This window comes from Stutzerimonas kirkiae, from assembly GCF_004327335.1.
Taxonomy (GTDB): Bacteria; Pseudomonadota; Gammaproteobacteria; order Pseudomonadales; family Pseudomonadaceae; genus Stutzerimonas; species Stutzerimonas kirkiae.
In genome coordinates this window covers 24,415-48,405 of the sequence record NZ_QJUO01000018.1, presented here as the reverse complement: position 1 = coordinate 48,405, position 23,991 = coordinate 24,415, and the positions used below count along the sequence as shown (strand labels likewise).

The window sequence follows — 23,991 nt, the reverse complement described above, 5'->3', positions numbered from 1 at the left end:
ATGCCGCTACTGAACCTGCTTTCCCTGCTGTCGCTGTTCTGCGCATCGCTTGGCGGCGCCCTCTACCTGTATGCCCGCGCCGGGCGGCGGGCCAGGTTGCTCGAACGGATGCGCTGCGAAGTGCAGCGCAAGAGCCAGCAGCCGCCGCGACTGGCCGCCAGCCACTGGCAACGCCACCTTCTCGCGCAGCGGCTGCTGGCGGTGCTGCGCGGCATCGGCCAGCGTGTGCCGCTGCTGAGCATGGCGCAACGCATGGAGGTCGCGGAAAAACTGCTGCGCGCCGGCTTCCGCGGCCCGCAGGCGATCATGGTGGTCACCGCGCTGGCCTTGCTCTGCATGTGCCTGTGCGTGGCGCTGGTACTGCTGTTCGTCTGGCCGTTGCTGGGCGACAACCGGCTGTATGCCGCGCTGCTCTGCCTGCTGGCGATCTACCTTGGCCTGCTGCTGCCCCGCCTGCTGCTGGATCGGCTGGTGGTACGACGCCAACGCGCCATCGAACGAAGCCTGCCGGATGCCCTCGACCTGCTGGTGATCTGCAGCAACGCCGGGCTCGGGCTGAACAGCGCGATCGCCCGCGTCGCCGAGGAAATGACTTCGGTCTGCCCGGCGCTGGGCGAGGAACTGGGGCTGACCTCCAGCGAGCTGCAACTCAGCAGCGACACCGAACGGGTGCTGCAGAACCTGGCGCGGCGCACCGGGCTGGAATCCATGAACTCACTGGTCAATACCCTGCTGCAATCGCGCCAGTACGGCACCGCGATCACCCAGGCGCTGCGCATCCTCGCCGCCTCGGAACGCACCGCGCGCATGATGCGGCTGGAAGAGGCGGCCGCCAAGCTGGCGGTGAAAATCACCCTGCCGATGATGCTGTTCATCCTGCCAACCGTCCTGATCGTGGCGGCCGGCCCTGCGGTACTGGGGCTGGCTGCGTTTTTCGGTAGCCAGGGATAACCCCGGAGGAAAAGCCAATGACAGAGCGATATCGCATACTGGCGCTCCTGCTGCTGGTACTGCAACTGGCCGGCTGCGCCGGCCTGCGCAGCCCGGCGCTGCACACCGATGGCTCGCTCGAACAGGCCGCGCAACGACTGGAGGCCGGCGAATTGCGCATCGCCGGCAGCGCGCTGCAAAGCGGCGACCTCGACCTCGCGCTGTCACTCTACGAACGGCTGGCGCGGAAGAACCCCGAGGTCGCCTCGGTCTGGCTGGGCCTGGCGGATACCCGCTTCCTGATGGGCACCCTGGCCGCCGCCAACGATGCCTACGCCACCGCGCAACGGCTGGCGCCGGAGAACCCCGCCAGCCAATTGGGGCAAGCGCGTATCCTGCTGCGCCAGCGCCGGCTGCCCGAGGCCATCGCCCGTTTCGAGGCGATCCTCGCCCGCTTCGCGGACCACCCGCAGGCCCTCGCCGGCCTGGGCGTGGCCCATGACCTGGGCGGCGACCCGCGGCAGGCGCAACGCATCTACCGCCAGGGCCTCGCGCGCTATCCCGACGACGCCGCCCTGCGCAACAACCTCGGCCTGTCGCTGGCACTGGACGGCAAGCCGCGCGAGGCCGTGAACATACTGCTGGGCACCCAGGGCCTGTCCGGCCAGTTGCCGCAGGAACGCGACAACCTGGCGCTGGCCTACGGCCTGCTCGGGCGCGACGAGGCCGCCGAGGAAGTCCTCGCGGGCAATCAATCCCGCGACCGGGTACAGGACAACCTGGCGTTCTACCGCTACCTGCGCCAGCTCAGCGAGGTGCCCGATGCAACGGCGATCGCGCAATAGCCTGCGGCGCCTGGCCGGCGACCGGCGTGGCGTGACGGCGCTGGAATTCGCCCTGGTGGCGCCGTTGCTGTTCGGCGTGCTGTTCGTCGTCGTCGAGATATCGGTCATCATGCTGGCGGACGCGCACCTGGACGTCGCCGCCAACCAGGTCGCGCGCCTGGGGCGCCTGCGGCTGGATGGCGATTGCGGCCCGCAGGTGCGCAAGGTGATGAGCGATACCCTGGCGCACTGGGTGGACGCCGCCAGCATGCGCATCGATGCCAAGGTCTATACGCCGGGCGCGAACAACGCGTTCGACGAGGTGGGCGAGGACTACCAGCCCGTCTGCGACACCGGCGAACGCGGCGACATGGTGATCTACCGCCTGGGCTTCGATCGCGCCGGGCTGACCGGCTTCATCGGTTGGCTGGGCGGCGACCGGCTGCGCTTCGAACGCGTGGTGCTGATCCAGAACGAACCCTGAGGGCAGCGCGATGAAAAACCTCTCCCGTCTTGGCAGGCTCTGGCGACGCAGCGCCCTGCGCCGCCTCGGCCTCGCCAGCGGCGGCTCGGTGGCGATAGAAGCGGCGCTGCTGCTGCCACTGGGGCTGTTCGCCGGCATTGGCGCCTGGGAACTCTACAGCTACTACCGGGCCGTGTCGGTGGTGGACCGTGCGGCATTCATGATCGCCAACAGTGTCGCCATGCAGCGGCAACTGGTGGATGGCGGCGACTGCGACCTCTCTGACCATATCTGCACCTATGGCGCCCTGGCGCCGGACCTGTTGCAGCCTCTCGGCTACCGCGAGGGCGGCGGCCTGGTCATCAGCCTGTTCGCCACGCAAACCCTTGCGGACGATGCTACGCCGGCCTGGGAAGAACAGCAGCGCTGGCAGAGGGCCTACCAGGGCAGCGCCAACCTGGCCAGGCTGGCGTCGCGGCTCGATCCACCGAGCGGCTTCCCGCAAGCCTCGACCGGCGACACCATGGTCGTGGTGGAGGTCTTTTACGACTACAGGCCGTTTTCCATGAGCACGGCCTTCTGGCAGAGCCTGGGCGGCGAAAGAACCATCGCCAGCCGGGTGTTCCAGCGCCCGCGCTTCACCTCGCTGCAGGCGCTGCAGTGAATCTAGCCGCCGCAATGGCAAAGGAGGCCCCATGAGCGCGCCACGCACCTTGCCCCACCTGTGCCGCGACCAGCGTGGCGCGGTGGCGCTGACCTGCCTGCTGTGCCTGCCGCTGATCGTGCTGATGCTGGTCGGCGCGCTCGACTTCATCCGCTACAGCATGGCGCAGGGCAAGCTGCAGAACGCCCTGGACAGCACGGTGATCTCGGCGGGACGGCGGCTGGACACCCATACTCCGACGCCCGGCTCCGATGCCGAAACGAGCTGGAAAGACGACGCCCGCAGCTACTTCGCCAGCAATATGCCCAAGGGCTACCTGGGCAGCGACATCGCCACCGACGACCTGATGATCACCTACCTGCCGGCCAGCGCCGACGACAGCGCGGAGCGCATCCGCATGCGCGCCGACGGCAACCTGCCATTGCTGGTCAGCGGCCTGATGCGGCGCAGCGCGTTCAGGCTGGCGGCCAGCAACCAGGCTGAGCGCCGCACCCGCAGCGACCTGGAAATGGTGCTGGCGCTGGATCTCACCGGATCGATGGAGGGCACCAAGTTCGACACACTGAAGACCGAGTCGAAAAACCTGGTCAGCACATTGCTGGATTCGGCGCGGAACGCCGATAACCTTGAACGGACCTTCATCGGCATCGTGCCCTTCGCCGACACCGTCTATGTCGGCCCGCAACGCAGCCACTGGCTGACGGAACAGGCACAGGCCTATCCCTATATCCAGGCGGGCGACATCTGGGGCGGCTGCGTGGTGGAGCCCTATGCATCCGGCCGTTTCAACGCGGAGCCGGGAGAGCCGCCGGGACTGTTCGAACCGCTGATGACGGTGGGTACCCTGAGCAGTGCCAACGGCCTGGTCGGTACCGAGCAACTGAAGCAGCGCTATGCCAACGACAGGGGCCTCGGCTACAACCAGGTGGTAAGCGAATTCCAGGTCCTCGACTCTCCCGCACCCAGCATCAGCGGCAAACGGGCGATCCGCGTCGATCTCGACGGCAGCGGCAACCTGGTACCGCAGTTCGCCTTCAACCCCGACTGGCTGTACCTCAGCGCTACCGGCACGCGCTACCGTTTCTGCCAGGCGGCCAGGGCGATGACCTTCCTGGACAACGCCAGGGATGGACTGAACGCCAAGATCGACGCGCTACGGATCGACGGCGGCACCATCATCCCGCTCGGACTGCTGTGGGGCTGGCGCATGCTCGACCCCGCCTGGCGCGGCAGCGATGGCTGGGGCGACGAGGCCAAGCCACGCGACGCCGAGGCCGGGCTGAACAAGATCATCGTGCTGCTGACCGACGGCAACAATGGCCTGGACCCCAACTGGGACAACGGCAGCAGGTATGACAATGGCGTGGCCATCGACGGCGAACGCAATATCACCGGCAGCTATACCCTCGGCTACAGCTACCGGGCCAGGATATGCAACCGCCAGGGCCAGTCCTGCAGCACGGAAACGGGAACGCGCAGCGATACCCTCAGCCTGCCAGCCAGCGGCCTGAACGACGACAACCATTATTTCAATTGCGGCGCCTATTGCATGTACGCCAGCCGCTCCGACTTCAACTCGTTGCGGGTGGGCAGCAAGGCCGAGCTGCAGAACAGCGACACCCGGCTCAGCCCCTACGGCCAGTTGTATGCAGGCAACAGCGGCGGCCAGGAGGACTGGCAATACGGCAACCCCACCCTCAATGAACTGACCGACGAACTGTGCGCCAACATCAAGGCGCAAGGCATCATCCTCTATACCGTGGTGCTGGGCAGCGGCGTCAACGACCAGACCAAGGACCTGATGCAGGGCTGCTCCAGCGGCGCCCAGGCCGGCTATTACTATGATGCCTCCAACGTCGGCAACCTGGCCGCCGCGTTCGCCTCCATCGCCAACTCCCTGACCGAACTGCGCATCACCGAGTAACTGCGACCCTGGCCGCCAATCAGGCATTCGCACAGGGACGATGAGCCCGGGATCGCACCCTGCCAGCGGCCTACGAAAGAGGTTCCTACAGGGCGCGCCATAGTCACTGGTTTCAATATGCGCACTTCCCGCCAGGTTCTTATATATGCAGCACTATTTACACTCGCTTATCGTTTACATTTGAAACTTCCATTCATGCGACTTTCTGCCGCATTAATTATCCATAAATATCATTTCCCCTTTCGTGCCAGGGCCGCAAACTCGAGCAGGTCCAACATGGTCCGCGCAATACCGGGAAAGCGCCGCCCCGACTTCTCGCGGGCGTCCGCCCGGATACGGTTGCACGGCCTTGAACGGCGGCGGGTGCGGTTTGCATTACCCCCCTCCTTTATCCATACTTGCCGCCGCTTTACCCTTAATAAAAAAATGCCTATAGCGTGGAAGCCTTGTATGAGCACTGCGATAACAGAAACTGCTTATAACTATAAAGTGGTTCGCCAATTCGCCATCATGACGGTGATATGGGGGATCATCGGGATGGGCCTGGGTGTACTGATCGCCGCACAACTGGTGTGGCCTCAGCTCAACTTCGACCTGCCGTGGACCAGCTTCGGCCGTCTGCGCCCACTTCACACCAATGCGGTGATCTTCGCCTTCGGCGGCAGCGCATTGTTCGCCACCTCCTACTATGTAGTACAACGCACCTGCCAGGCCCGGCTGATCTCCGATGCGCTTGCAGCCTTCACCTTCTGGGGCTGGCAACTGGTCATCGTATTGGCGGTCATCACCCTGCCGCTGGGCTTCACCAGTTCCAAGGAATACGCGGAGCTGGAGTGGCCGATCGATATCCTGCTGGCCGTCGTCTGGGTCACCTATGCCGTGGTGTTCTTCGGCACCATCATCAAGCGCAAGGCCAGGCACATCTATGTCGGCAACTGGTTCTTCGGCGCCTTCATCCTGGTTACGGCGATGCTGCATATCGTCAACAACCTGGAAATCCCGGTCACCCTGCTCAAGTCCTACTCGATCTATTCCGGCGCCACCGACGCCATGGTCCAGTGGTGGTACGGGCACAATGCCGTGGGCTTCTTCCTGACCACCGGCTTCCTCGGCATGATGTATTACTTCGTGCCCAAGCAGGCCGAGCGCCCGGTCTATTCCTACCGGCTGTCCATCGTGCACTTCTGGGCGCTGATCACCCTGTATATCTGGGCCGGCCCGCACCACCTGCACTACACCGCCCTGCCCGACTGGGCGCAATCCCTCGGCATGGTGATGTCGATCATCCTGCTGGCGCCGAGCTGGGGCGGCATGATCAACGGCATGATGACCCTCTCCGGCGCCTGGCATAAGCTGCGCACCGACCCCATCCTGCGCTTCCTGGTGGTGTCCCTGGCCTTCTACGGCATGTCCACCTTCGAAGGCCCGATGATGGCGATCAAGACCGTCAATGCCCTCTCCCACTACACCGACTGGACCATCGGCCACGTGCACGCCGGCGCCCTCGGCTGGGTGGCGATGATCACCATCGGCTCCATGTACCACCTGATCCCGAAGGTATTCGCCCGCGAGCGGATGTACAGCATCGGCCTGATCAACGCGCATTTCTGGCTGGCCACCATCGGCACCGTGCTCTACATCGCCTCGATGTGGGTCAACGGCATCACCCAGGGCCTGATGTGGCGCGCGGTGAACGACGACGGCACCCTGACCTACTCCTTCGTCGAAGCGCTGGAAGCCAGCCACTCCGGTTTTATCGTGCGCGCCCTGGGCGGCGCATTCTTCCTCACCGGCATGCTGCTGATGGCCTACAACACCTGGCGCACCGTGCGTGCCGCCAAGCCGGCCGAATATGAAGCCGCCGCGAAGATCGCCTGAGGAACCGAGCAGAAATGACAACGCATAACGAGACCAAGCACGAGAAAATCGAGAAGAACATCGGCCTGATGGCCATTCTGATGGTCTTCGCCGTGAGCATCGGTGGCCTGACGCAAATCGTCCCGCTGTTCTTCCAGGACGTGGTCAACGAGCCGGTGGCGGGCATGAAGCCCTACACCGCGCTGGAACTGGAAGGCCGCGACATCTATATCAAGGAAGGCTGCGTCGGTTGCCACACCCAGATGATCCGCCCGTTCCGCGCCGAGACCGAACGCTACGGGCACTACTCGGTCGCTGGCGAGAGCGTCTACGACCACCCCTTCCTGTGGGGTTCCAACCGTCGCGGCCCGGACCTGGCCCGGGTAGGCGGTCGCTACTCCGACGACTGGCAGCGCGCGCACCTGTACAACCCGCGCAACGTGGTCCCGGAATCGAAAATGCCGGCCTACCCATGGCTGGTGGAAAACGTACTCGACGGCAAGGACACCGCCAGGAAAATGCAGGCGCTGCGCGCCCTGGGCGTGCCCTACACCGACGAAGACATCACTGGCGCCAGAGACGCCGTCAAGGGTAAGACCGAGATGGACGCCATGGTCGCTTATCTGCAAGTGCTCGGCACTGCACTCACTAATAAACGGTAACGCATGATGGACATCGGGACTCTTCGCGGTTTGGGCACTCTACTGGTATTCGTCGCCTTCACTGGCATCGTGGTGTGGGCTTACAGCAGCAAGCGCAAGAAAAGCTTCGACGAAGCCGCCAACCTCCCTTTCGCTGACGACGAGCCCGCTCCCAAGAAGCGTGATGAAGAAGAAGCATCCGGAGAAAAGTAAATGACGTCGTTTTGGAGTTGGTACATAACGCTGCTGACCCTGGGCACCATCGCCGCGCTGGTATGGCTGCTGCTTGCCACGCGCAAGGGGCAACGCATCGGCGCTACCGAAGAAACCGTCGGCCATTGCTACGATGGCATCGAGGAATACGACAACCCGCTGCCCAAGTGGTGGTTCATGCTGTTCGTCGGCACGGTCATATTCGCCCTCGGCTACCTCGCCCTCTACCCGGGCCTGGGCAACTGGAAAGGCCTGCTGCCCGGCTACGAGGACGGCTGGACCCAGGCCAGCGCCTGGCAGAAGGAAATGCACAAGGCCAGCCAGCAATACGGGCCGCTCTATGCGAAATACGCCGCCATGCCGCTGGAGGAAGTCGCCAGGGACCCACAGGCACTGAAGATGGGCGGACGACTGTTCGCCTCGAACTGCTCGGTCTGCCACGGCTCGGATGCCAAGGGCGCCTATGGCTTCCCCAACCTGACCGACGACGACTGGCTGTGGGGCGGCGATGCGGCCACCATCAAGACCACCATCCAGCATGGCCGCATCGCCACCATGCCGGCCTGGCGCGATGTGATCGGCGAAGAGGGCATCCGCGATGTCACCGGCTATGTGCGCAGCCTGTCCGGCCGGGAGAATCCCGAGGGAATCGCCATCGACCTTGAGCGTGGTCAAAACATATTCGCCAGCAACTGCGTAGTCTGCCATGGCTCCGATGGGAAAGGCCTTGCCATGCTCGGCGCACCGAACCTGACCGACAATGTATGGCTCTACGGTTCGAGTTTCGCCCAGATCCAGCAGACCATTCGCTACGGGCGCAATGGACGCATGCCGGCCCAGGAGAACATCCTGGGTAACGACAAGGTGCATTTGCTCGCCGCCTATGTGTACAGCCTGTCCCGGAAAGCACAAGACTGATCCGCCGCTCAGTGCAATACCCCCCAGGGTGTAGTAGTCAGTGACGCACTGTCGCACCAGCCACCCTGGCTTTCGGGAGTACCATTGGCGCAGGATCAAAGAGATCCCGGTCGGCACGTATCGGCCGGGGCACCCACTTTCCGCCGTGGTACGCATTAGATGACTGAGCATCAGATACCCGTTCGGGATGTCACACCGCCGAACACCAAGAACGCCTCCGCCCCCTTAGACCTCTACGCTTCTCGCGCTCAAATCTACACCCGCGCCTTCACCGGCCTGTTCCGCAACCTGCGCCGGGCGGGTGGAGCGCTGCTGTTCCTGCTGTTCTTCGGCACGGCCTGGCTGCAATGGAATGGACGCCAGGCCGTCTGGTGGGACTTGCCGGAACGCAAGTTCCATATATTCGGCGCCACCTACTGGCCACAGGACTTCATCCTGCTGTCGTCGCTGCTGATCATCTGCGCCTTCGGCCTGTTCTTCATCACCGTATTCGCCGGTCGTGTCTGGTGCGGCTATACCTGCCCGCAGAGTGTCTTCACCTGGGTATTCATGTGGGCGGAGAAGATCACCGAGGGTGATCGCAACCAGCGCATGAAACTCGACAGGGCCCCGATGACCGGGCGCAAGCTCGCCCGCAAGGCGGCCAAGCACGCCATCTGGCTCGGCGTCTCGCTGCTGATCGGCATCACCTTCGTCGGCTACTTCACGCCTGTCCGCGAGTTGGTGGCCGACCTGCTGACCCTGCAGGTCGGCGGCTGGGCGGCCTTCTGGATCGGCTTCTTCACCCTGGCCACCTATGGCAATGCCGGCTACCTGCGCGAGCAGGTGTGCATCTACATGTGCCCCTACGCACGTTTCCAGAGTGTGATGTTCGACAAGGACACCCTGATCGTTTCCTACGACCCGCGCCGTGGCGAGAAACGTGGCCCACGCAAGAAAGACACGGACTACAAGGCTGCCGGCCTGGGCGACTGCATCGACTGCACCATGTGCGTACAGGTCTGCCCCACCGGCATCGACATCCGCGACGGCCTGCAGATCGAATGCATCGGCTGCGCCGCCTGTATCGACGCCTGTGACGCCATCATGGAGAAGATGCACTATCCCAAGGGGCTGATCAGCTACACCACCGAACACAACCTGTCCGGGCAGAAGACCCGCCTGATCCGGCCACGGCTGATCGGCTATGCTATCGCCCTGGTCACCATGATGGGCGTCTTCGCCTATGCCGTGGCCGAGCGCCCGCTGGTCAAGCTGGATGTACTGAAGGACCGCGTGCTCTACCGCGAGAACGAAAAGGGCTACGTGGAAAACGTCTACACCCTGAAGATCATGAACAAGGCCCAGCACCCGCAGACCTTCAGCATCCGCGCCTCGGGGCTGGATGGCCTGAACTACGAAGGGCGCCGGGAGGTCCGCGCCGAGGCGGGAGAACTGCTCACCTTCGCGGTGGAGCTGTCCATCGCGCCGGAGAAACTGCCATCGAGCACCAACGAGATCATCTTCCACGTCCAGTCGGCAGATGATGCATCCATCAACGACGACGCCGACAGCCGCTTCATCGGCCCGAGCGTCCGCTGAGAAAAGGCCGTACATGCGTTCCGATAACGAGCAAGTCACCCGTTGGTACACCCAGCCCTGGGCCTGGTTCATCATCGCCATCCTGGTGACCTCGGTGGTCCTCGGCAGCGCCCTGCTGACCATCGCCATCCGCAACCCGGTGTCGCTGGTGGTGGAGAACTACTATGACGTGGGCAAGGGCATCAATACCTCGCTGGAGCGGGAGAAGCTGGCCGAGCGCCATGGCATCAGGGCACAGCTGCGGCTCGACGAAGAAACCGGTACGGCCCGCCTGACCCTCGAAGGCGACAGCCGCCCGGCGCAACTGGTGCTCAACCTGATCTCCCCGACCCAGCCGGAGAAGGACCGTCGCATCGTCCTGCAACCCCAGGGTGAAACCGGTGACTATGAAGGCTTCATGCAGGAAGCGGTGACCGGCCGCCGTTTCATCGAGCTGCTGGGCAGCGAGGGTGAACAGGACTGGCGTCTTTACGAAGAGGAAACCATCGTCAGCGGGCAAGCCATCGAACTGACTCCCTGACACACGATGAGCCAACCGACTCCCTGCTATCACTGTGGCCTGCCGGTTCCCGCCGGCGGCACCTTCCATGCCGATGTACTGGGGCAGACACGTGATTTCTGCTGTCCGGGCTGCCAGGCGGTGGCACAGGCCATCGTCGCCGGCGGGCTGCAAAGCTACTACCAGCACCGCAGCGACACCGCTATCAACCCGCGGGAACTGCCGCAGGTCCTCGGCGAGGAGATGGCGCTCTACGATCGTCCGGATGTCCAGCAGCCCTTCGTCAGCCACGATGCCGAGCTGGCCAGTACCGCGCTGCATATAGAAGGGATCAGTTGTGCCGCCTGCGGCTGGCTGATCGAGCGCCACCTGCGCTCACTGGATGGGGTCGGCGAAGCGAGCCTCAACCTGTCCAACCACCGGCTGCGCGTAAGCTGGGACGACAGTCGGCTGCCGCTCAGCGAACTGCTCGGGCAATTGCGCCGCATCGGCTACGCCGCCCACCCCTACCAGCCCGACCAGGCTGCCGCGCGCATCGCCCGGGAAAACCGCCGCGCCATGCGCCAGCTCGGCGCCGCCGGCCTGCTGTGGATGCAGGTGATGATGGCCACCATGGCGACCTGGCCGGAGTTCAACCTCGACCTCTCGGCGGGCATGGCCAGCATCCTGCGCTGGACCGCCCTGCTGCTCACCACGCCCATCGTCTTCTACTGCTGCAGCGACTTCTTCCGTGGCGCCCTGCGCGACCTGCGCACCCGCCACCTGAGCATGGATGTCTCGGTATCCCTGGCCATCGGCGGCGCCTACCTGGCCGGCATCTGGTCGACCCTCACCGGCCAGGGCGAGCTGTACTTCGACGCGGTCGGCATGTTCGCCCTGTTCCTGCTGGCCGGCCGCTACCTGGAACGGCGGGCGCGGGAGCGTACCGCCGCCGCCAGCGCGCAACTGGTCAACCTGCTGCCCGCCTCCTGCCTGCGGCTGGACGAACACGGGCAGAACAGCCGTGTCCTGCTCAGCGAACTGAACACCGGCGACCATGTGCTGGTGCAACCCGGCGCCCTGGTGCCGGCCGACGGGGAAATTCTCGAAGGCCAGTCGAGCATCGACGAATCCGTCCTCACCGGCGAGTACCTGCCGCTGCCGCGCAGCGTCGGTGACGCGGTGACCGCTGGCACGTTGAACGTCGAAAGCCCTCTGGTGATACGCGTACGCGCCCTCGGCGACGACACCCGCCTGTCGGCGATCGTGCGCCTTCTGGAACGCGCCCAGGCGGAAAAACCACGGCTGGCGGAACTCGCGGACAAAGTCGCGCAATGGTTCCTGCTGGTGGTGCTGCTGGCGGCGGCGGTGGTCGGGCTGGTCTGGTGGCAGATCGACCCGCAACGCGCCTTCTGGATCGTCCTCGCGCTGCTGGTCGCCACCTGCCCCTGCGCCCTCTCGCTGGCGACGCCAACGGCGCTGACCACCGCCACCGGCACGCTGCACAAGCTCGGCCTGCTGCTGACCCGCGGCCATGTGCTGGAAGGCCTCAACCATATCGACACGGTGGTGTTCGACAAGACCGGCACACTGACCGAAGGCCGCCTGACCCTGAGCGCCATCCAGCCCCTGGGCGAGCTGGATGCCGACACCTGCCTGGGCCTCGCCGCCGCCCTCGAGAACCGCTCGGAACACCCCATCGCCAAGGCCTTCGGGCGGGCCCCCGAGGCCGCCGACAGTGTCGAAAGCCACCCCGGCCTGGGGCTCTCCGGCAACCTCGGCGGGCGGGCCCTGCGCATCGGCCAGCCGGCCTTCGTCGCGGCAGGCTACGCCGGCACTGCGCCGCCGATACCGGGCGCACAGGGTCAATGGCTGTTGCTGGGCGACCAGCAGGGGCCGCTGGCCTGGCTGGTACTCGACGACCGCCTGCGCGGGGACGCTCCGGCACTGCTGGAGGCCTGTCGGCGCCAGGGCTGGCACACCGTCCTGCTGTCCGGCGACAGTTCACCGATGGTCGGCCAGATCGCCGCCCAGTTGGGCATGGACGAAGCCGTCGGCGGGTTGACGCCGGACGCCAAACTGCAGCACCTGCAAGCGTTGCAGGCGCGGGGACAGCGCGTACTGATGCTCGGCGATGGCGTCAACGACGTACCGGTACTGGCCGCCGCCGACATCAGTATCGCCATGGGTTCGGCCACCGACCTGGCCAAGACCAGCGCCGACGCGGTGCTGCTGTCGAACCGCCTGGACAGCCTGGTGCAGACCTTCTCGATTGCCCGGCGCAGCCGCCGCATCATCATCGAGAACCTGCTCTGGGCCGGTCTGTACAATGGCCTGGTACTGCCCTTCGCTGCGCTCGGCTGGGTCACTCCGCTATGGGCGGCACTGGGCATGTCGCTCAGTTCATTGCTGGTAGTATTGAACGCCCTGCGGCTGACCCGGCATTGACTGCCATGTGCAACATTGCCCGCCAGTCGCCAGCAAGCCCCTTTCCCGTGGTCATCCCGGAGGCCCCATGGCCGCCTTGTACGTTCTGATCCCCATCGCCGTGGTGCTGGTCGCCCTGGCCATCTGGGTCTTCTTCTGGGCGGTCGACAGCGGCCAGTACGACGACCTGGAGGGACCGGCGCACAGCATCCTGTTCGACGACGACCTGCCGCCGCCGGATTCCGGGCAGAAAGCCGAAACGACCGACGAAACCCCGCCGGAGCGCCCGGAGCGTGACTGAGCTGCTGCCGCTGATGCTCTCCGCGCTGGTGCTGGGGCTGCTTGGCGGCGGCCATTGCCTGGGCATGTGCGGCGGCCTGATGGGTGCGCTGACCATGGCCATTCCGCCGCAGCAGCGCGCCCGCCGCTTCGGCCTGCTGCTGGGCTACAACATCGGCCGGGTCCTCAGCTACGCACTGGCCGGCTTTATCCTCGGGCTGGCCGGCTGGGCGCTCGCCAACGGCCCCCTGGCAAGCGCCATGCGCATCGTCGCCGGCCTGCTGCTGATCGCCATGGGGCTCTACCTGGCCGGCTGGTGGAGCGGGCTGACGCGCGTGGAAGCCATCGGCAAAGGGCTCTGGAAACTCATCCAGCCCCTGGCCAGCCGACTGCTGCCGGTCAGCAGCCTGCCCCGCGCCCTGCTGCTGGGCGGGCTCTGGGGCTGGCTGCCGTGCGGGCTGGTCTACAGCACGCTGCTCTGGGCCGCCAGCCAGGGCGACGCCGTGGACAGCGCCCTGTTGATGCTCTGCTTCGGCCTCGGCACCTGGCCGGTGTTGCTGGCCACCGGCCTCGCCACCGAACGCCTGGGCGCTTTCCTGAGAAACCGCGGCGTACGCATGGCCGCCGGGGCGCTGGTCATCCTCTTTGGCCTATGGACCCTGCCCGGCCCGCACCGGCACTGGTTGATGGGGCACTGAAAAAGCAGCCGTAAGCTTCAAGCCTGAAGCCTGAAGCCTGAAGCGAAGTTTCCGCCATTCTGCTCGGCTTGTAGCTTGAAGCTGCTCAAGGCTCCTTCGGCTGTTGCCGTTTGTGCGCCGTCCTGTCGTAGGTGTCGATGATGATCCGCGCCACTTCAGGATCGACAGGGCGCCCCAGCAGGAAAGCGTCGATATCCTGGTAACTCACGCCATGCGCTTCTTCGTCGGGCTTGCCGGGCGCCAGCTCTTCCAGATCGGCGGTCGGCACCTTGTGTACCAGTTGCTGTGGAGCACCGAGCGCATCGGCCAGTTGCCGGACCTGGCCCTTGACCAGCCCGGCCAGCGGCGTGAGATCGCAGGCGCCGTCACCGAACTTGGTGAAAAACCCCATCACCGCTTCCGCCGCGTGGTCGGTCCCCACCACCAGCCCCTGGCGGGCATTGGCGATGGTGTACTGGGCGACCATGCGGATACGCGCCTTGGTGTTGCCCAGGGCGAAGTCCCTGGCCGCCGACGACAGCCCCTGCAACGCCTCGACCTCCCCCGCCAGCGCCTGTACCGAAGGCGCTATGTTCACGGTATGCGACTCGTCCGGCGCGATGCTGGCCACCGCCAGGGCGGCCTCCTCTTCGTCATGCTGGAGCAGGTAGGGCAGGCGGACGGCGATAAAGCGGTAATCGTCCCCTTCCCCCGCCTCGCGCAACGCTCTCACGGCACGCTGGCAGAGCAGCCCCGCCGTGGTCGAATCGACACCGCCACTGATCCCCAGCACCAGGGTCTTCATGCCCGACTGGCGCAGGCAATCCTGTATGAACGCCACCCGACGGGCAATTTCGGCAGCCACCGCGGTTTCATTCTCCATGGGGTCCCGCACCCCCAGGGCAGTTGCGATTTCCTGTTGGCGACTCTGCATCTCTATCTCCTGGCGATTGAATGAACTTATCCGGTCGGCGGTAAACGGCAACACGCGCCGCCAAGGGTCAAGGCAAGCTTGATACAGGTCAAGTCAGCTCGGCAACCTCCAACCTAGAATCCGGCTACCGTCACCCAAACCGGAAAAGCCACATGCTAGACGCCATCCGTTGGGACGCAGACCTGATCCGCCGCTACGATCAGGCGGCGCCTCGTTATGCATCCTACCCATCGGTGGTCAGGTTCGACGGTGGCATCGGCTCATTCGACCTGCTGCATGCCCTGCGTGACAGTCGTCGGGCAGGCCGCCCCCTTTCGCTCTACCTGCACCTGCCGTTCTGCGCCAACGCCTGCTACTACTGCAACCGCAACAAAGTGATCACCAAGGACCGGGGGCGCGCCCAGGTCTATCTCGACAGCCTGGAGCACGAGATGGCCCTGCTGGCCAAGCACATCGGCACCGGGCAGTACGTCGAGCAACTGCGGCTGGGTGGCGGCACCCCGACGTTTCTCTCGCACCAGGAACTGCGGCGCCTGATGGCCTCCCTGCGCAAGCATTTCAACCTGCTGGACGACGATTCCGGGGACTACGGCATCGATATCGACCCGCGCGAAGCGGACTGGCCGACCATAGGCCTGCTGCGCGAACTGGGCTTCAACCGTATCAACCTCAGCGCCCAGCCGTTGTCCGCCGAAGTGCAGCAGGCGATCAACCGCCTGCAGACCGCGGAACAGACCCGCGCCATCATCGAGGCCGCGCGCACGCTGCAATATCGCTCGGTCAATATCGTCCTGCACTACGGGCTACCCCGGCAGAACCTGGCGAACTTCTCGCAGACGCTGGATTCGATCGTCGAACTGCAGCCGGACAGTCTTTCGATCAGCCGCTACCGGCACCAGCCCGAATATTATGTGAGCCAACGCCGGATAAAAGCAGAAGAACTGCCCGACGCGAGCGAACAACTCGCCATGTTCCAGCATGGCATCGAGCGCCTGACCGAAGCCGGCTACCGCTACATCGGCATCGACCACTTCGCCCTGCCCGATGACGACCTGGCCATCGCCCAGGAAGACGGCACCTTGCAACGCAACCTGCTCGGCTATACCACCCATGGCCATTGCGACCTGCTCGGCCTGGGCGTCTCGGCCATCAGCCAGATCGGCGAACTCTACTGCCAGAACCATACCGACCTGGCCCGCTACCAGCAGAGCCTGCAACAGGACCAACTGGCGACCCAGCGTGGACTGCACTGCAACAAGGACGACCTGATCCGCCGCTCGATCATCCATTCGTTGATCTGCGATTTCGAGCTGGATATCGCCCAGATCGAAACCAGGTTCTCCATCGACTTCGAAGAGTATTTCCTGGATATCCGTCCGCAACTGGCACAGATGGAGGCCGACGGCCTGATCGCCCTCTCGCCCGAGCGCCTGCTGATAATGCCGCCTGGGCGCCTGCTGGCACGGGCTGTCTGCATGCTGTTCGATCACTACCAGGCCAGCCAGTTGGAACCGAAACACTGGTATCAACCGGCCTGAAAGACTCCGCGCCGGCATTTTGGTTCCATAGACGATTGGCGACATGCACCAGGGTGGGGTAACCTTGCACGGCCAGTAAGGTTTTTCAGGAACCCCGAATGTCCGAATCCATCAAGATCCGTACGCAGCGACAAGCTCACTGCAAGGATTGCAGCCTTTCTGCCCTGTGCCTGCCATTGTCACTGAACATGCAGGACATGGATGCTCTGGATGAGATCGTCAAGCGTGGCCGCCCCTTGAAAAAGGGCGAAACGCTGTTCCGCCAGGGCGAGACGTTCAACTCCGTATTCGCGGTGCGTTCCGGTGCGTTGCGGACCTTCAGCGTCACCGACAGTGGCGAGGAACAGATCACCGGCTTCCACCTGCCCAGCGAACTGGTCGGCCTGTCCGGCATGGACACGGAAAGCTACCCGGTTTCCGCACAGGCTCTGGAGACCACGTCCGTCTGCGAGATCCCCTTCGAGCGCCTGGATGAACTGAGCATTTCACTGCCGCAGTTGCGTCGCCAACTGATGCGCATCATGAGTCGGGAAATACGTGACGATCAGCAGATGATGCTGCTGTTGTCGAAGAAAACCGCCGACGAGCGCATCGCCACCTTCCTGATCAACCTGTCGGCACGCTTCAGCGCCCGCGGGTTCTCGGCCAACCAGTTCCGCCTGCCGATGTCACGCAACGAAATCGGCAACTACCTGGGCCTGGCGGTGGAAACCGTTTCCCGGGTATTCACCCGCTTCCAGCAGAACGGCCTGATCGAAGCGGAAGGCAAGGAAGTGCGCATCATCGATTCGATCAGTCTCTGCGCCCTGGCTGGCGGCACACTGGAAAGCTGAGCGGGGAGGCGGCGAATGATCTTCGATGAGTTCAGCATCAAGAAACTGGTGCGCCCCGTGCCGGACTTCCCGAAACCCGGCGTGGTGTTTCGTGATATCACCCCGCTGTTCCAGTCGCCGCGCGCGATGCGCATGGTCGCCGACAGCCTGATCCAGCGCTATGTGGAAACCGAGTTCAGCCATATCGGCGCACTGGATGCCCGGGGCTTCATCATCGGCTCCATCCTCGCCTACGAGCTGAACAAGCCGCTGGTGCTGTTTCGCAAACAGGGCAAATTGCCCGCGCAGGTACTCAGCCAGGGCTACAGCACCGAATATGGCGAAGCCTTCCTCGAGGTGCACGCCGACAGCCTGTGCGAAGGCGATTCGGTACTGCTGGTCGATGACCTGATCGCTACCGGCGGCACGCTGCTGGCCGCCGCGCAACTGGTGCGACGTATGAATGCCAGGGTGCATGAGGTAGCGGCGGTGATCGACCTGCCGGAGCTGGGCGGCTCGCGGAAACTGCAGGAAGCCGGGATCGCCGCCTATACCCTCACCGCCTTCGCCCTCAACGAGCGCTGACAGGGAAAACGCAGGAACCACGCCCTCGCCGCCTGTCGCGCCGCGGAGGCGGGCTTGCCCGCGAAGTTCTGCCATCCGCGGGTCATCGCGGGTCATGCATCAACGCAGGCTGATCGGCTTGCGCCCCGCCAGCGCGTGCGCCAGCGTTCCCCCATCGACCAGCTCCAGCTCCCCGCCCAGTGGCACACCATGGGCGATACGGCTGATGACGATATCGCGATCGGCCAGTGTCTGTGCGATGTAGTGGGCGGTCGCCTCGCCTTCCACCGTCGGGTTGGTGGCCAGGATCACTTCGGCAAAGCCACCTTCGCCTATCCGCGCCAGCAGTTCAGGAATACCGATCGCCTCGGGGCCAAGCCCGTCCAGCGGCGACAGGTGCCCCTTGAGCACGAAATAACGCCCGCGGAAACCTGTCTGCTCCACGGCGAATACATCCACCGGGCTCTGCACCACGCACAGCAACTGATCATCGCGCCGTGGGTCGGCACACAGGGCGCACACCGGGTCCTCGCTCAGGGTCCGGCACTGCTGGCAATAACCGACATGCTGCATGGCCCGCGACAGCGCCTCGGACAGGCGCAGCCCGCCACTGCGATCACGCTCGAGCAGATGCAGGGCCATGCGCTGGGCGGTCTTCTGCCCGACACCGGGCAAACCGCGCAAAGCCTCGACAAGCTGCCGAATCAGGGGACTGAAACTCATAGATCTCTCGGTAACCGCACCCGCTTACGGCCTCTGGCCGCAAGCAAGTGACCATCGCACGCTTCAGCCTGAAGCCTGAAGCCTGAAGCCTGAAGCCAATCAGAATGGCATCTTGAAGCCGGGCGGCAATTGCATGCCGGCGGTCATGCCGGACATCTTTTCCTGGCTGTTCTGTTCGATCTTGCGCACCGCGTCGTTGACGGCGGCGGCGATCAAGTCTTCGAGAATGTCCTTCTCTTCGTGCATCAGGCTGTCATCCAGGCTGACACGCTTGACATCATGGCGGCCGTTCATCACCACGCTGACCAGGCCAGCGCCGGACTGCCCGGTTACCTCGGCATTGGCCAACTCCTCCTGCATCTTCTGCATCTTTTCCTGCATCTGCTGTGCCTGCTTCATCAGGCCGGCCATGCCACCTTTCATCATGGGAGGATCTCCTAATCGGGTTGGTTCGATACTCAGGGGTGTTCTACCGGCTCGATACTGTCATCACGAATGACCGCATCGAACTGCTCGAGCAATTGCCGCACCAGCGGATCGGTATGGATGGAGACTTCCGCCGCCTTCTGCCGTTCCAGTCGGCGCCGCGCGGCTGCCTGGGCCGGCGTTTCCTGGAGCGGTTTGGCAAGTTCGATCACCAGCGTCAGCGTACGCCCGTGATACTGGTTCAAGGCTTCGTTCAGGCGCCGCTGCTGGGTACTGTTGAACAGCGCGCTCTGGGCCGGATCAAGATGCATAAGCCAGCGGTCGCCCTCGACCGCCACCAGGCTGCAGTTGGCCGCGATACTGCCCGTCAGGCCGGACAAGCCGAGCTTGAGGAACAACGCCTGCCAGTCCGCCGCCAGGCCGGTCGCAGGCGCTACCGCAAGCTGGGGTTCCGCTGGGGTGTCCGCTTCGGGCAAGGGCTCCAGCGCATCGACGAAAGCTTCGGCGCGGCTTTCCGCGACGAAGTAGTCTTCGTCGGAGATGGGCGGTTCTTCGTCTTCGACCTCGTCTTCATCACGCTCATCGGGCGCGGGCAGGCTGTCGAAGGCCGGCGCGGATGGCGGTGGCGCTTCATCCCAGGGCAAGTCGCCGGGAGGAGGCAGCTCGTCCAGAAACGGCGCATAGTCCATGGGCGGCTCTGGCTCTGGCTCTGGCTCTGGCTCTGGCTCTGCAGGAGTATCGGGCGCCTCGGGCTGCGTGGCGACGACATTCGCCACGGGTTCGCCGGCTGCGGCAGGCGATAGCGCCACGACAGGCTGCGTGCCCGGTCCTGACGTGGCCACCGTTGCCGCCTGGGAGTCAGTCGTGGCCGCCGTGACTCCCAACGGCTTTAGCGGCACCATCGGTGCCCCGCCCTGGCCCGCCGGCCTGAATGCCAGCATGCGCAGCAGCACCATCTCGAAGCCATTGCGCGGGTCGGGCGCCAGAGGCAGGTCGCGCCGCCCGATCAGGCCCATCTGGTAATAGAACTGTACGTCCTCGGCCGGTAGCGCCTGGGCCAGCGCCAGCACACGCTCACGATCGCCCTGGCCGTTATCGACCGCCTCGGGCAATGCCTGGGCGACGGCGACGCGGTGCAGCACATTGAGTATCTCCGCCAGCACACCGCCCCAGTCCGGCCCCTGTTCGGCCAGGTGGCGCACCGCCTCCAGCAGTGCCCGGGCATCGCCCTCGAGCAGTGCCTGCAGCACACCGTAGACCTGCCCATGATCGAGCGTCCCCAGCATGGCGCGTACATCGGCGGCCAGCACCCGCCCCTCGCCAAAGGCGATGGCCTGGTCGGTCAGGCTCATGGCGTCGCGCATCGAACCATCGGCGGCGCGCCCCAGCAGCCACAGCGCATCGTCCTCGAACGGTACCTGCTCGACCGAAAGCACATGGCTCAGGTGCTCCACCACACGCTCCGGCGGCATGTTTTTCAGGGAGAACTGCAGGCAGCGCGAGAGAATGGTGGCCGGCAACTTCTGCGGATCGGTGGTGGCCAGCAGAAACTTGACGTGGGGTGGCGGCTCTTCCAGGGTCTTCAACAGGGCGTTGAAGGAGCTGGTCGAGAGCATGTGCACTTCGTCGATCAGGTAGACCTTGTAGCGCCCGCGGCTGGGCGAGTACTGCACGTTATCGAGCAGTTCGCGGGTGTCCTCGACCTTGGTGCGGCTGGCGGCGTCGACTTCGATCAGGTCGACGAAGCGCCCCTCGTCGATCTCGCGGCAGATGGAGCACTGCCCACAAGGCGTCGAGCTGATCCCCGTCTCGCAGTTCAGGCACTTGGCGATGATCCGCGCGATGGTGGTCTTGCCCACGCCACGGGTCCCGGTGAACAGATAGGCATGGTGCAGGCGCTGGCTGTCCAGCGCATTGATCAGTGCCTTGAGCACATGCGTCTGCCCGACCATTTCACGGAACGAACGCGGACGCCATTTGCGGGCAAGGACCTGATAACTCATAGCACCATCACGGGTTAAAGCGAAAGACGGCCAATGCTAGCGGAGCAGGCCACAAATTGCATCCAGCGCGGCGCAATCAGACCAGCCGCGCGCCCAGCGCCCGCACCAGCCGTTGCAGCGCCGCACTCTCGCCGCGAATGCCGACGCCCAGCCCTTCGATCTCGCGACGCGGCGGATAGTTCTTGCGCAAGCGGTCGAAAGCCAGCCGCCGCTGCGCCTCATCACCCAGCAGGCTGCGGCGGAAATCGGCATCGTCGCGGCGCGGGTCATAGACCGCACGGCACAGGGTCGCCATGGCCTCATCCGGAGAAGACGCCGCATCGAAAAGCAGCGACTGCAGTTGCGCGGGCGGCACCAGGACCTCCAGCTCCGCCCGCGACGCGATGCCCATTGCCGCGCAGAATGCCTGGTAGACCTGCCAGGTGCCACGCAGCTTGCCGTCCAGGCTGTAGCCAGCGATATGCGGCGTCGCGATCCGGCATCGCCGCGCCAGCTCGACATCCACCAGCGGCTCGCCCTCCCACACATCAAGCACCACCTGGAGATCCGCTCGCTGTTGCAATATCCGCAGCAGCGCCTGGTTATCCACCACCGCGCCACGGCTGGCATTGATCAGCCAGGCACCCGGCAACAGGCGCTGCAGGCGCCGTTCATCGAACAGGTGGCGCGTCGCCTCCTGCCCCTCGCGTGTCAGCGGCGTATGCAGGCTGATCACATCGCAGCGCTGGAGAATTTCATCCAGGGACACGAAATCCCCACCTTCATCGGCGGCGCGCAGCGGATCGCAGGCCAGCACCTGCCAACCGAGCTGCCGCAGGACCTTCAGCAAGCGTCCGCCCACCTGCCCGGCGCCGACCACGCCATAACAGCGCTGCGCCAGCGCCACCCCCTGCCACTCGGCCAGCGCCAACAGGCTGCCCAGCACATAGTCCACCACGCCACGCGCATTGCAGCCAGGCGCACTGGCCCACTGGATGCCGGCTTCGCGGAAGAAATCCAGGTCGAGGTGATCGGTACCGATGGTGCAGGTGCCGACGAAACGCACCCGGCTGCCTTCCAGCAGGGCACGGTCGACCGTGGTCACGGAACGCACCAGCAGCGCATCGCAATCCGCCAGCACGGCCCTGTCGATGGCCCGCCCGGGCCGGCGTTCGATGCTGGCGAAAGAGGCGAACAGCTCATCGACCAGCGGAATGTTTTCATCGGCGACAATACGCATCATCGGTCCCAGGCAAAGGAAGGCATTCTAGGCGCAGCCAGGGCCGGATGCGAGCGGCCCGCTCCCGCCACCCGGTACTCGCGCCGCCACTATCGGCGGTGCCGGAAAGAAACGACCCGCGAAACCGCAATCCGCGCGGCACTGAGGGCTCTCTCCATCGTCGCCTCGGTATTCGCCACGGGGCGAGGCGGGTTCGCGACACAATGGACAAAAGAACGCCGACAGCGGAGTACGAGCTGCCGCGAACTTGATTGCCAATGCGCTCGCCAGCCATTGCCGCCCGGCATCGTGGAACGCGGCACTCGCGCACTTTCTGCCCTCTCCAAAGCAGCGTAGACTGCCCGGCTTTTCACGCTCCGGACACAGCAAAATGCCCATCGGCACCAGAATCGAGCGCATCCGTAACGAATTACGCGCCCTGTTCGCCATTGCCATTCCCATGACGGTCGCTCAACTGGCGACCACCGCCATGGGCTTCGTCGACACCATGATGTCGGGTCGCGTCAACGCCCACGAACTGGCGGCAGTAGCCCTCGGCAATTCGATCTGGGTGCCGATGCTGCTGATGATGAACGGCATCATCCTCGCCACCACCGCCAAGGTCGCACAGCACTTCGGCGCCGGCCACCACGAACGGATCGGCCCGCTGGTGCGCCAGTCGCTGTGGATGGGGCTGGGCATCGGCCTGCTCTGCACGTTGCTGATGTGGAACGCCGCGCCCCTGCTGCGCGTCATGGGCGTACAGGCCGAACTGGTCGATACCAGCATGAGCTACCTGCGCGCGGTGGCCTGCGGCTTTCCCGCCATGGGCCTGTACCAGGTACTGCGCAGCTACAGCGATGGCCTCGGTCATTCGCGACCGAGCATGGCGATCGGTATTCTCGGCCTGCTGCTGAATATCCCGCTGAACTACATCTTCATCTACGGCAAGCTGGGCATGCCGGCGCTCGGTGCGGTCGGCTGCGGCTGGACCACCGCGCTGGTCATGAGCTTCATGCTGGCGGGCATGTTGTTCTGGATACGTCGCTCACCGCATTACCGTGGCTCTGCCCTGTTCGCCCGCTTCGACTGGCCATGCTGGTCGCAACTCGCACCGCTGCTGGCTCTCGGCACGCCCATCGGTATCGCGGTATTCGCCGAAGTGAGCATCTTTTCGGTGATCGCCCTGCTGATCGGCGGGCTGGGCGAGACAGTCATCTCCGGGCACCAGATATCCCTCAGTTTCACCTCGCTGATCTTCATGATCCCCTTGTCGCTGGGCATGGCCGTCACCGTGCGCGTAGGCCAGTCGCTCGGGCGTGGCGCGCCCCGGGATGCGCGCTTCGTTGCCGGGCTGGGCATCGCCACCAGCCTGGTCTACGCCTGTTTTTCCGCCAGCGGCATGCTGCTGTTCAGCGAACCGATCGCCCGTATCTACAGCACCGACCCGGCGGTGATCGCCATCGCCTCCGGGCTCTTCGTCTATGCCGCGCTGTTCCAGTTCTCGGATGTGGTACAGGTTACCGCCGCCGGTGCCCTGCGCGGCTACCAGGATACCCGCATGACCATGATCTTCACCCTGTTCGCCTACTGGCTGATCGGCCTGCCGGTAGGCTACCTGCTGGGCCTGACCGACTGGATGGGCCCGCCCAGCGGCCCGGTCGGCCTGTGGCAGGGGTTGATCGCAGGCCTGAGCTGCGCCGCCCTGCTGCTGAGCCTGCGCCTGCACTACAGCGCGCACCGGGCCATCGTCAAAAGCGCCGCCAGGGCTCGCAGACAGTCCGTCCAGGCATAGACTCGTGCCGATGGCGAGGGTTTTGCGTGGGGCATGCCCTAACGCATCAAATGTCGGCATGTGCCTGGGCGCTTTGCCGTAGGGTGAGCCGTGCGCACCAGGGATAGCGGCATCGAGCGCTC

The 23,991-nt window shown here is 64.8% G+C and carries 23 protein-coding genes; 18 read left to right on the top strand and 5 right to left on the bottom strand.

All coding sequences use genetic code 11. From position 1 onward, the window contains the following. From DNJ95_RS11430 to DNJ95_RS11365, 14 genes are all read left to right on the top strand, one after another. Complete coding sequence (locus DNJ95_RS11430; protein ID WP_131184855.1) at nucleotides 1-951, top strand: type II secretion system F family protein; 951 nt, start codon at nucleotides 1-3, stop codon at nucleotides 949-951. 17 nt (nucleotides 952-968) lie between these two features. After that, nucleotides 969-1,775 carry a tetratricopeptide repeat protein gene (locus DNJ95_RS11425; protein WP_131184854.1) on the top strand — a complete coding sequence of 269 codons (807 nt, stop codon included), beginning with the start codon at nucleotides 969-971 and terminating at the stop codon, nucleotides 1,773-1,775. After that, the gene (locus tag DNJ95_RS11420) at nucleotides 1,753-2,238 is read left to right on the top strand and encodes a TadE/TadG family type IV pilus assembly protein (protein WP_131184853.1); all 486 of its coding nucleotides are present in this window, start codon (nucleotides 1,753-1,755) and stop codon (nucleotides 2,236-2,238) included. Before DNJ95_RS11425 ends, DNJ95_RS11420 begins: the two co-directional genes overlap by 23 nt. A gap of 10 nt (nucleotides 2,239-2,248) precedes the next feature. Then, complete coding sequence (locus DNJ95_RS11415; protein WP_131184852.1) at nucleotides 2,249-2,881, top strand: TadE/TadG family type IV pilus assembly protein; 633 nt, start codon at nucleotides 2,249-2,251, stop codon at nucleotides 2,879-2,881. Nucleotides 2,882-2,912: 31 nt separating this feature from the next. Further along, nucleotides 2,913-4,805: a pilus assembly protein gene (locus DNJ95_RS11410; protein ID WP_131184851.1), complete on the top strand. Its 1,893-nt coding sequence runs from the start codon at nucleotides 2,913-2,915 to the stop codon at nucleotides 4,803-4,805. Between the two features lie 450 nt (nucleotides 4,806-5,255). Continuing rightward, the gene (gene ccoN / locus DNJ95_RS11405) at nucleotides 5,256-6,683 is read left to right on the top strand and encodes a cytochrome-c oxidase, cbb3-type subunit I (RefSeq protein WP_131184850.1); all 1,428 of its coding nucleotides are present in this window, start codon (nucleotides 5,256-5,258) and stop codon (nucleotides 6,681-6,683) included. Between the two features lie 14 nt (nucleotides 6,684-6,697). Further along, entirely contained in the window at nucleotides 6,698-7,324 is a 627-nt protein-coding gene (gene ccoO / locus DNJ95_RS11400) for a cytochrome-c oxidase, cbb3-type subunit II (RefSeq protein WP_131184849.1), read from the top strand. A 6-nt stretch (nucleotides 7,325-7,330) separates the two neighbouring features. Continuing rightward, a complete protein-coding gene (locus DNJ95_RS11395; RefSeq protein ID WP_131184848.1) occupies nucleotides 7,331-7,516 on the top strand; it encodes a cbb3-type cytochrome oxidase subunit 3 in 186 nt (61 codons plus the stop codon). Beyond that, nucleotides 7,517-8,434, top strand: coding sequence for a cytochrome-c oxidase, cbb3-type subunit III (gene ccoP / locus DNJ95_RS11390; protein ID WP_131184847.1), 918 nt, complete (start codon nucleotides 7,517-7,519; stop codon nucleotides 8,432-8,434). A gap of 159 nt (nucleotides 8,435-8,593) precedes the next feature. Then, nucleotides 8,594-10,015: a cytochrome c oxidase accessory protein CcoG gene (gene ccoG, locus DNJ95_RS11385; protein ID WP_131184846.1), complete on the top strand. Its 1,422-nt coding sequence runs from the start codon at nucleotides 8,594-8,596 to the stop codon at nucleotides 10,013-10,015. 13 nt (nucleotides 10,016-10,028) lie between these two features. Further along, on the top strand, nucleotides 10,029-10,535 hold the full coding sequence (locus DNJ95_RS11380) for a FixH family protein (RefSeq protein WP_131184845.1): 507 nt from the start codon (nucleotides 10,029-10,031) through the stop codon (nucleotides 10,533-10,535). A 6-nt stretch (nucleotides 10,536-10,541) separates the two neighbouring features. After that, the gene (locus DNJ95_RS11375) at nucleotides 10,542-12,941 is read left to right on the top strand and encodes a heavy metal translocating P-type ATPase (protein WP_131184844.1); all 2,400 of its coding nucleotides are present in this window, start codon (nucleotides 10,542-10,544) and stop codon (nucleotides 12,939-12,941) included. Nucleotides 12,942-13,008: 67 nt separating this feature from the next. Next, nucleotides 13,009-13,221, top strand: coding sequence for a cbb3-type cytochrome oxidase assembly protein CcoS (ccoS, locus tag DNJ95_RS11370; RefSeq protein ID WP_131184843.1), 213 nt, complete (start codon nucleotides 13,009-13,011; stop codon nucleotides 13,219-13,221). Continuing rightward, a complete protein-coding gene (locus DNJ95_RS11365) occupies nucleotides 13,214-13,897 on the top strand; it encodes a sulfite exporter TauE/SafE family protein (RefSeq protein ID WP_131184842.1) in 684 nt (227 codons plus the stop codon). The genes ccoS and DNJ95_RS11365 overlap by 8 nt, the downstream gene beginning before the upstream one ends. 85 nt (nucleotides 13,898-13,982) lie before the next feature. On the opposite strand, the gene nadE is transcribed toward DNJ95_RS11365, so the two are convergent. Continuing rightward, nucleotides 13,983-14,810, bottom strand: coding sequence for an ammonia-dependent NAD(+) synthetase (nadE, locus tag DNJ95_RS11360; protein ID WP_131184841.1), 828 nt, complete (start codon nucleotides 14,808-14,810; stop codon nucleotides 13,983-13,985). Between the two features lie 152 nt (nucleotides 14,811-14,962). Here nadE and hemN point away from each other — a divergent pair, with 152 nt between their 5' ends. From hemN to DNJ95_RS11345, 3 genes are all read left to right on the top strand, one after another. Next, nucleotides 14,963-16,348, top strand: a complete 1,386-nt coding sequence (gene hemN, locus DNJ95_RS11355) for an oxygen-independent coproporphyrinogen III oxidase (protein WP_131184840.1) — start codon at nucleotides 14,963-14,965, stop codon at nucleotides 16,346-16,348. Nucleotides 16,349-16,446: 98 nt separating this feature from the next. Next, nucleotides 16,447-17,181, top strand: coding sequence for a fumarate/nitrate reduction transcriptional regulator Fnr (fnr, locus tag DNJ95_RS11350; protein ID WP_131184839.1), 735 nt, complete (start codon nucleotides 16,447-16,449; stop codon nucleotides 17,179-17,181). A gap of 15 nt (nucleotides 17,182-17,196) precedes the next feature. Beyond that, nucleotides 17,197-17,745, top strand: a complete 549-nt coding sequence (locus DNJ95_RS11345; protein ID WP_131184838.1) for an adenine phosphoribosyltransferase — start codon at nucleotides 17,197-17,199, stop codon at nucleotides 17,743-17,745. 99 nt (nucleotides 17,746-17,844) lie between these two features. Here the strand turns inward: DNJ95_RS11345 and recR are convergent, their stop codons facing one another. The 4 genes from recR to pdxB form a co-directional block, all read right to left on the bottom strand. Then, nucleotides 17,845-18,447 (bottom strand): recombination mediator RecR, encoded by a 603-nt coding sequence (recR, locus tag DNJ95_RS11340; protein ID WP_131184837.1) that lies wholly within the window; start codon nucleotides 18,445-18,447, stop codon nucleotides 17,845-17,847. Between the two features lie 99 nt (nucleotides 18,448-18,546). Continuing rightward, nucleotides 18,547-18,873: a YbaB/EbfC family nucleoid-associated protein gene (locus tag DNJ95_RS11335; protein ID WP_131184836.1), complete on the bottom strand. Its 327-nt coding sequence runs from the start codon at nucleotides 18,871-18,873 to the stop codon at nucleotides 18,547-18,549. 32 nt (nucleotides 18,874-18,905) lie between these two features. Further along, nucleotides 18,906-20,876 (bottom strand): DNA polymerase III subunit gamma/tau, encoded by a 1,971-nt coding sequence (gene dnaX, locus DNJ95_RS11330; protein WP_131184835.1) that lies wholly within the window; start codon nucleotides 20,874-20,876, stop codon nucleotides 18,906-18,908. 76 nt (nucleotides 20,877-20,952) lie between these two features. Then, nucleotides 20,953-22,095: a 4-phosphoerythronate dehydrogenase PdxB gene (gene pdxB, locus DNJ95_RS11325; protein WP_131184834.1), complete on the bottom strand. Its 1,143-nt coding sequence runs from the start codon at nucleotides 22,093-22,095 to the stop codon at nucleotides 20,953-20,955. A 370-nt stretch (nucleotides 22,096-22,465) separates the two neighbouring features. On the opposite strand from pdxB, the gene DNJ95_RS11320 reads away from it, so the two are divergent. Further along, on the top strand, nucleotides 22,466-23,869 hold the full coding sequence (locus DNJ95_RS11320; RefSeq protein WP_131184833.1) for an MATE family efflux transporter: 1,404 nt from the start codon (nucleotides 22,466-22,468) through the stop codon (nucleotides 23,867-23,869). Nucleotides 23,870-23,991: the final 122 nt, after the last annotated feature.

Excerpts from the sequence above, each read along its gene's own strand:
- DNJ95_RS11430 (WP_131184855.1), top strand. The coding sequence starts at position 1 with ATGCCGCTACTGAACCTGCTTTCCCTGCTGTCGCTGTTCTGCGCATCG.
- DNJ95_RS11410 (WP_131184851.1), top strand. The coding sequence starts at position 2,913 with ATGAGCGCGCCACGCACCTTGCCCCACCTGTGCCGCGACCAGCGTGGC.
- fnr (WP_131184839.1), top strand. The coding sequence starts at position 16,447 with ATGTCCGAATCCATCAAGATCCGTACGCAGCGACAAGCTCACTGCAAG.
- ccoO (WP_131184849.1), top strand. The coding sequence starts at position 6,698 with ATGACAACGCATAACGAGACCAAGCACGAGAAAATCGAGAAGAACATC.
- DNJ95_RS11395 (WP_131184848.1), top strand. The coding sequence starts at position 7,331 with ATGGACATCGGGACTCTTCGCGGTTTGGGCACTCTACTGGTATTCGTC.
- DNJ95_RS11420 (WP_131184853.1), top strand. The coding sequence starts at position 1,753 with ATGCAACGGCGATCGCGCAATAGCCTGCGGCGCCTGGCCGGCGACCGG.
- DNJ95_RS11415 (WP_131184852.1), top strand. The coding sequence starts at position 2,249 with ATGAAAAACCTCTCCCGTCTTGGCAGGCTCTGGCGACGCAGCGCCCTG.
- ccoN (WP_131184850.1), top strand. The coding sequence starts at position 5,256 with ATGAGCACTGCGATAACAGAAACTGCTTATAACTATAAAGTGGTTCGC.
- DNJ95_RS11345 (WP_131184838.1), top strand. The coding sequence starts at position 17,197 with ATGATCTTCGATGAGTTCAGCATCAAGAAACTGGTGCGCCCCGTGCCG.
- ccoG (WP_131184846.1), top strand. The coding sequence starts at position 8,594 with ATGACTGAGCATCAGATACCCGTTCGGGATGTCACACCGCCGAACACC.
- nadE (WP_131184841.1), bottom strand. The coding sequence starts at position 14,810 with ATGCAGAGTCGCCAACAGGAAATCGCAACTGCCCTGGGGGTGCGGGAC.
- ccoP (WP_131184847.1), top strand. The coding sequence starts at position 7,517 with ATGACGTCGTTTTGGAGTTGGTACATAACGCTGCTGACCCTGGGCACC.
- DNJ95_RS11375 (WP_131184844.1), top strand. The coding sequence starts at position 10,542 with ATGAGCCAACCGACTCCCTGCTATCACTGTGGCCTGCCGGTTCCCGCC.
- ccoS (WP_131184843.1), top strand. The coding sequence starts at position 13,009 with ATGGCCGCCTTGTACGTTCTGATCCCCATCGCCGTGGTGCTGGTCGCC.
- pdxB (WP_131184834.1), bottom strand. The coding sequence starts at position 22,095 with ATGCGTATTGTCGCCGATGAAAACATTCCGCTGGTCGATGAGCTGTTC.
- DNJ95_RS11335 (WP_131184836.1), bottom strand. The coding sequence starts at position 18,873 with ATGATGAAAGGTGGCATGGCCGGCCTGATGAAGCAGGCACAGCAGATG.
- dnaX (WP_131184835.1), bottom strand. The coding sequence starts at position 20,876 with ATGAGTTATCAGGTCCTTGCCCGCAAATGGCGTCCGCGTTCGTTCCGT.
- hemN (WP_131184840.1), top strand. The coding sequence starts at position 14,963 with ATGCTAGACGCCATCCGTTGGGACGCAGACCTGATCCGCCGCTACGAT.
- DNJ95_RS11425 (WP_131184854.1), top strand. The coding sequence starts at position 969 with ATGACAGAGCGATATCGCATACTGGCGCTCCTGCTGCTGGTACTGCAA.
- DNJ95_RS11320 (WP_131184833.1), top strand. The coding sequence starts at position 22,466 with ATGCCCATCGGCACCAGAATCGAGCGCATCCGTAACGAATTACGCGCC.
- DNJ95_RS11380 (WP_131184845.1), top strand. The coding sequence starts at position 10,029 with ATGCGTTCCGATAACGAGCAAGTCACCCGTTGGTACACCCAGCCCTGG.
- recR (WP_131184837.1), bottom strand. The coding sequence starts at position 18,447 with ATGAGTTTCAGTCCCCTGATTCGGCAGCTTGTCGAGGCTTTGCGCGGT.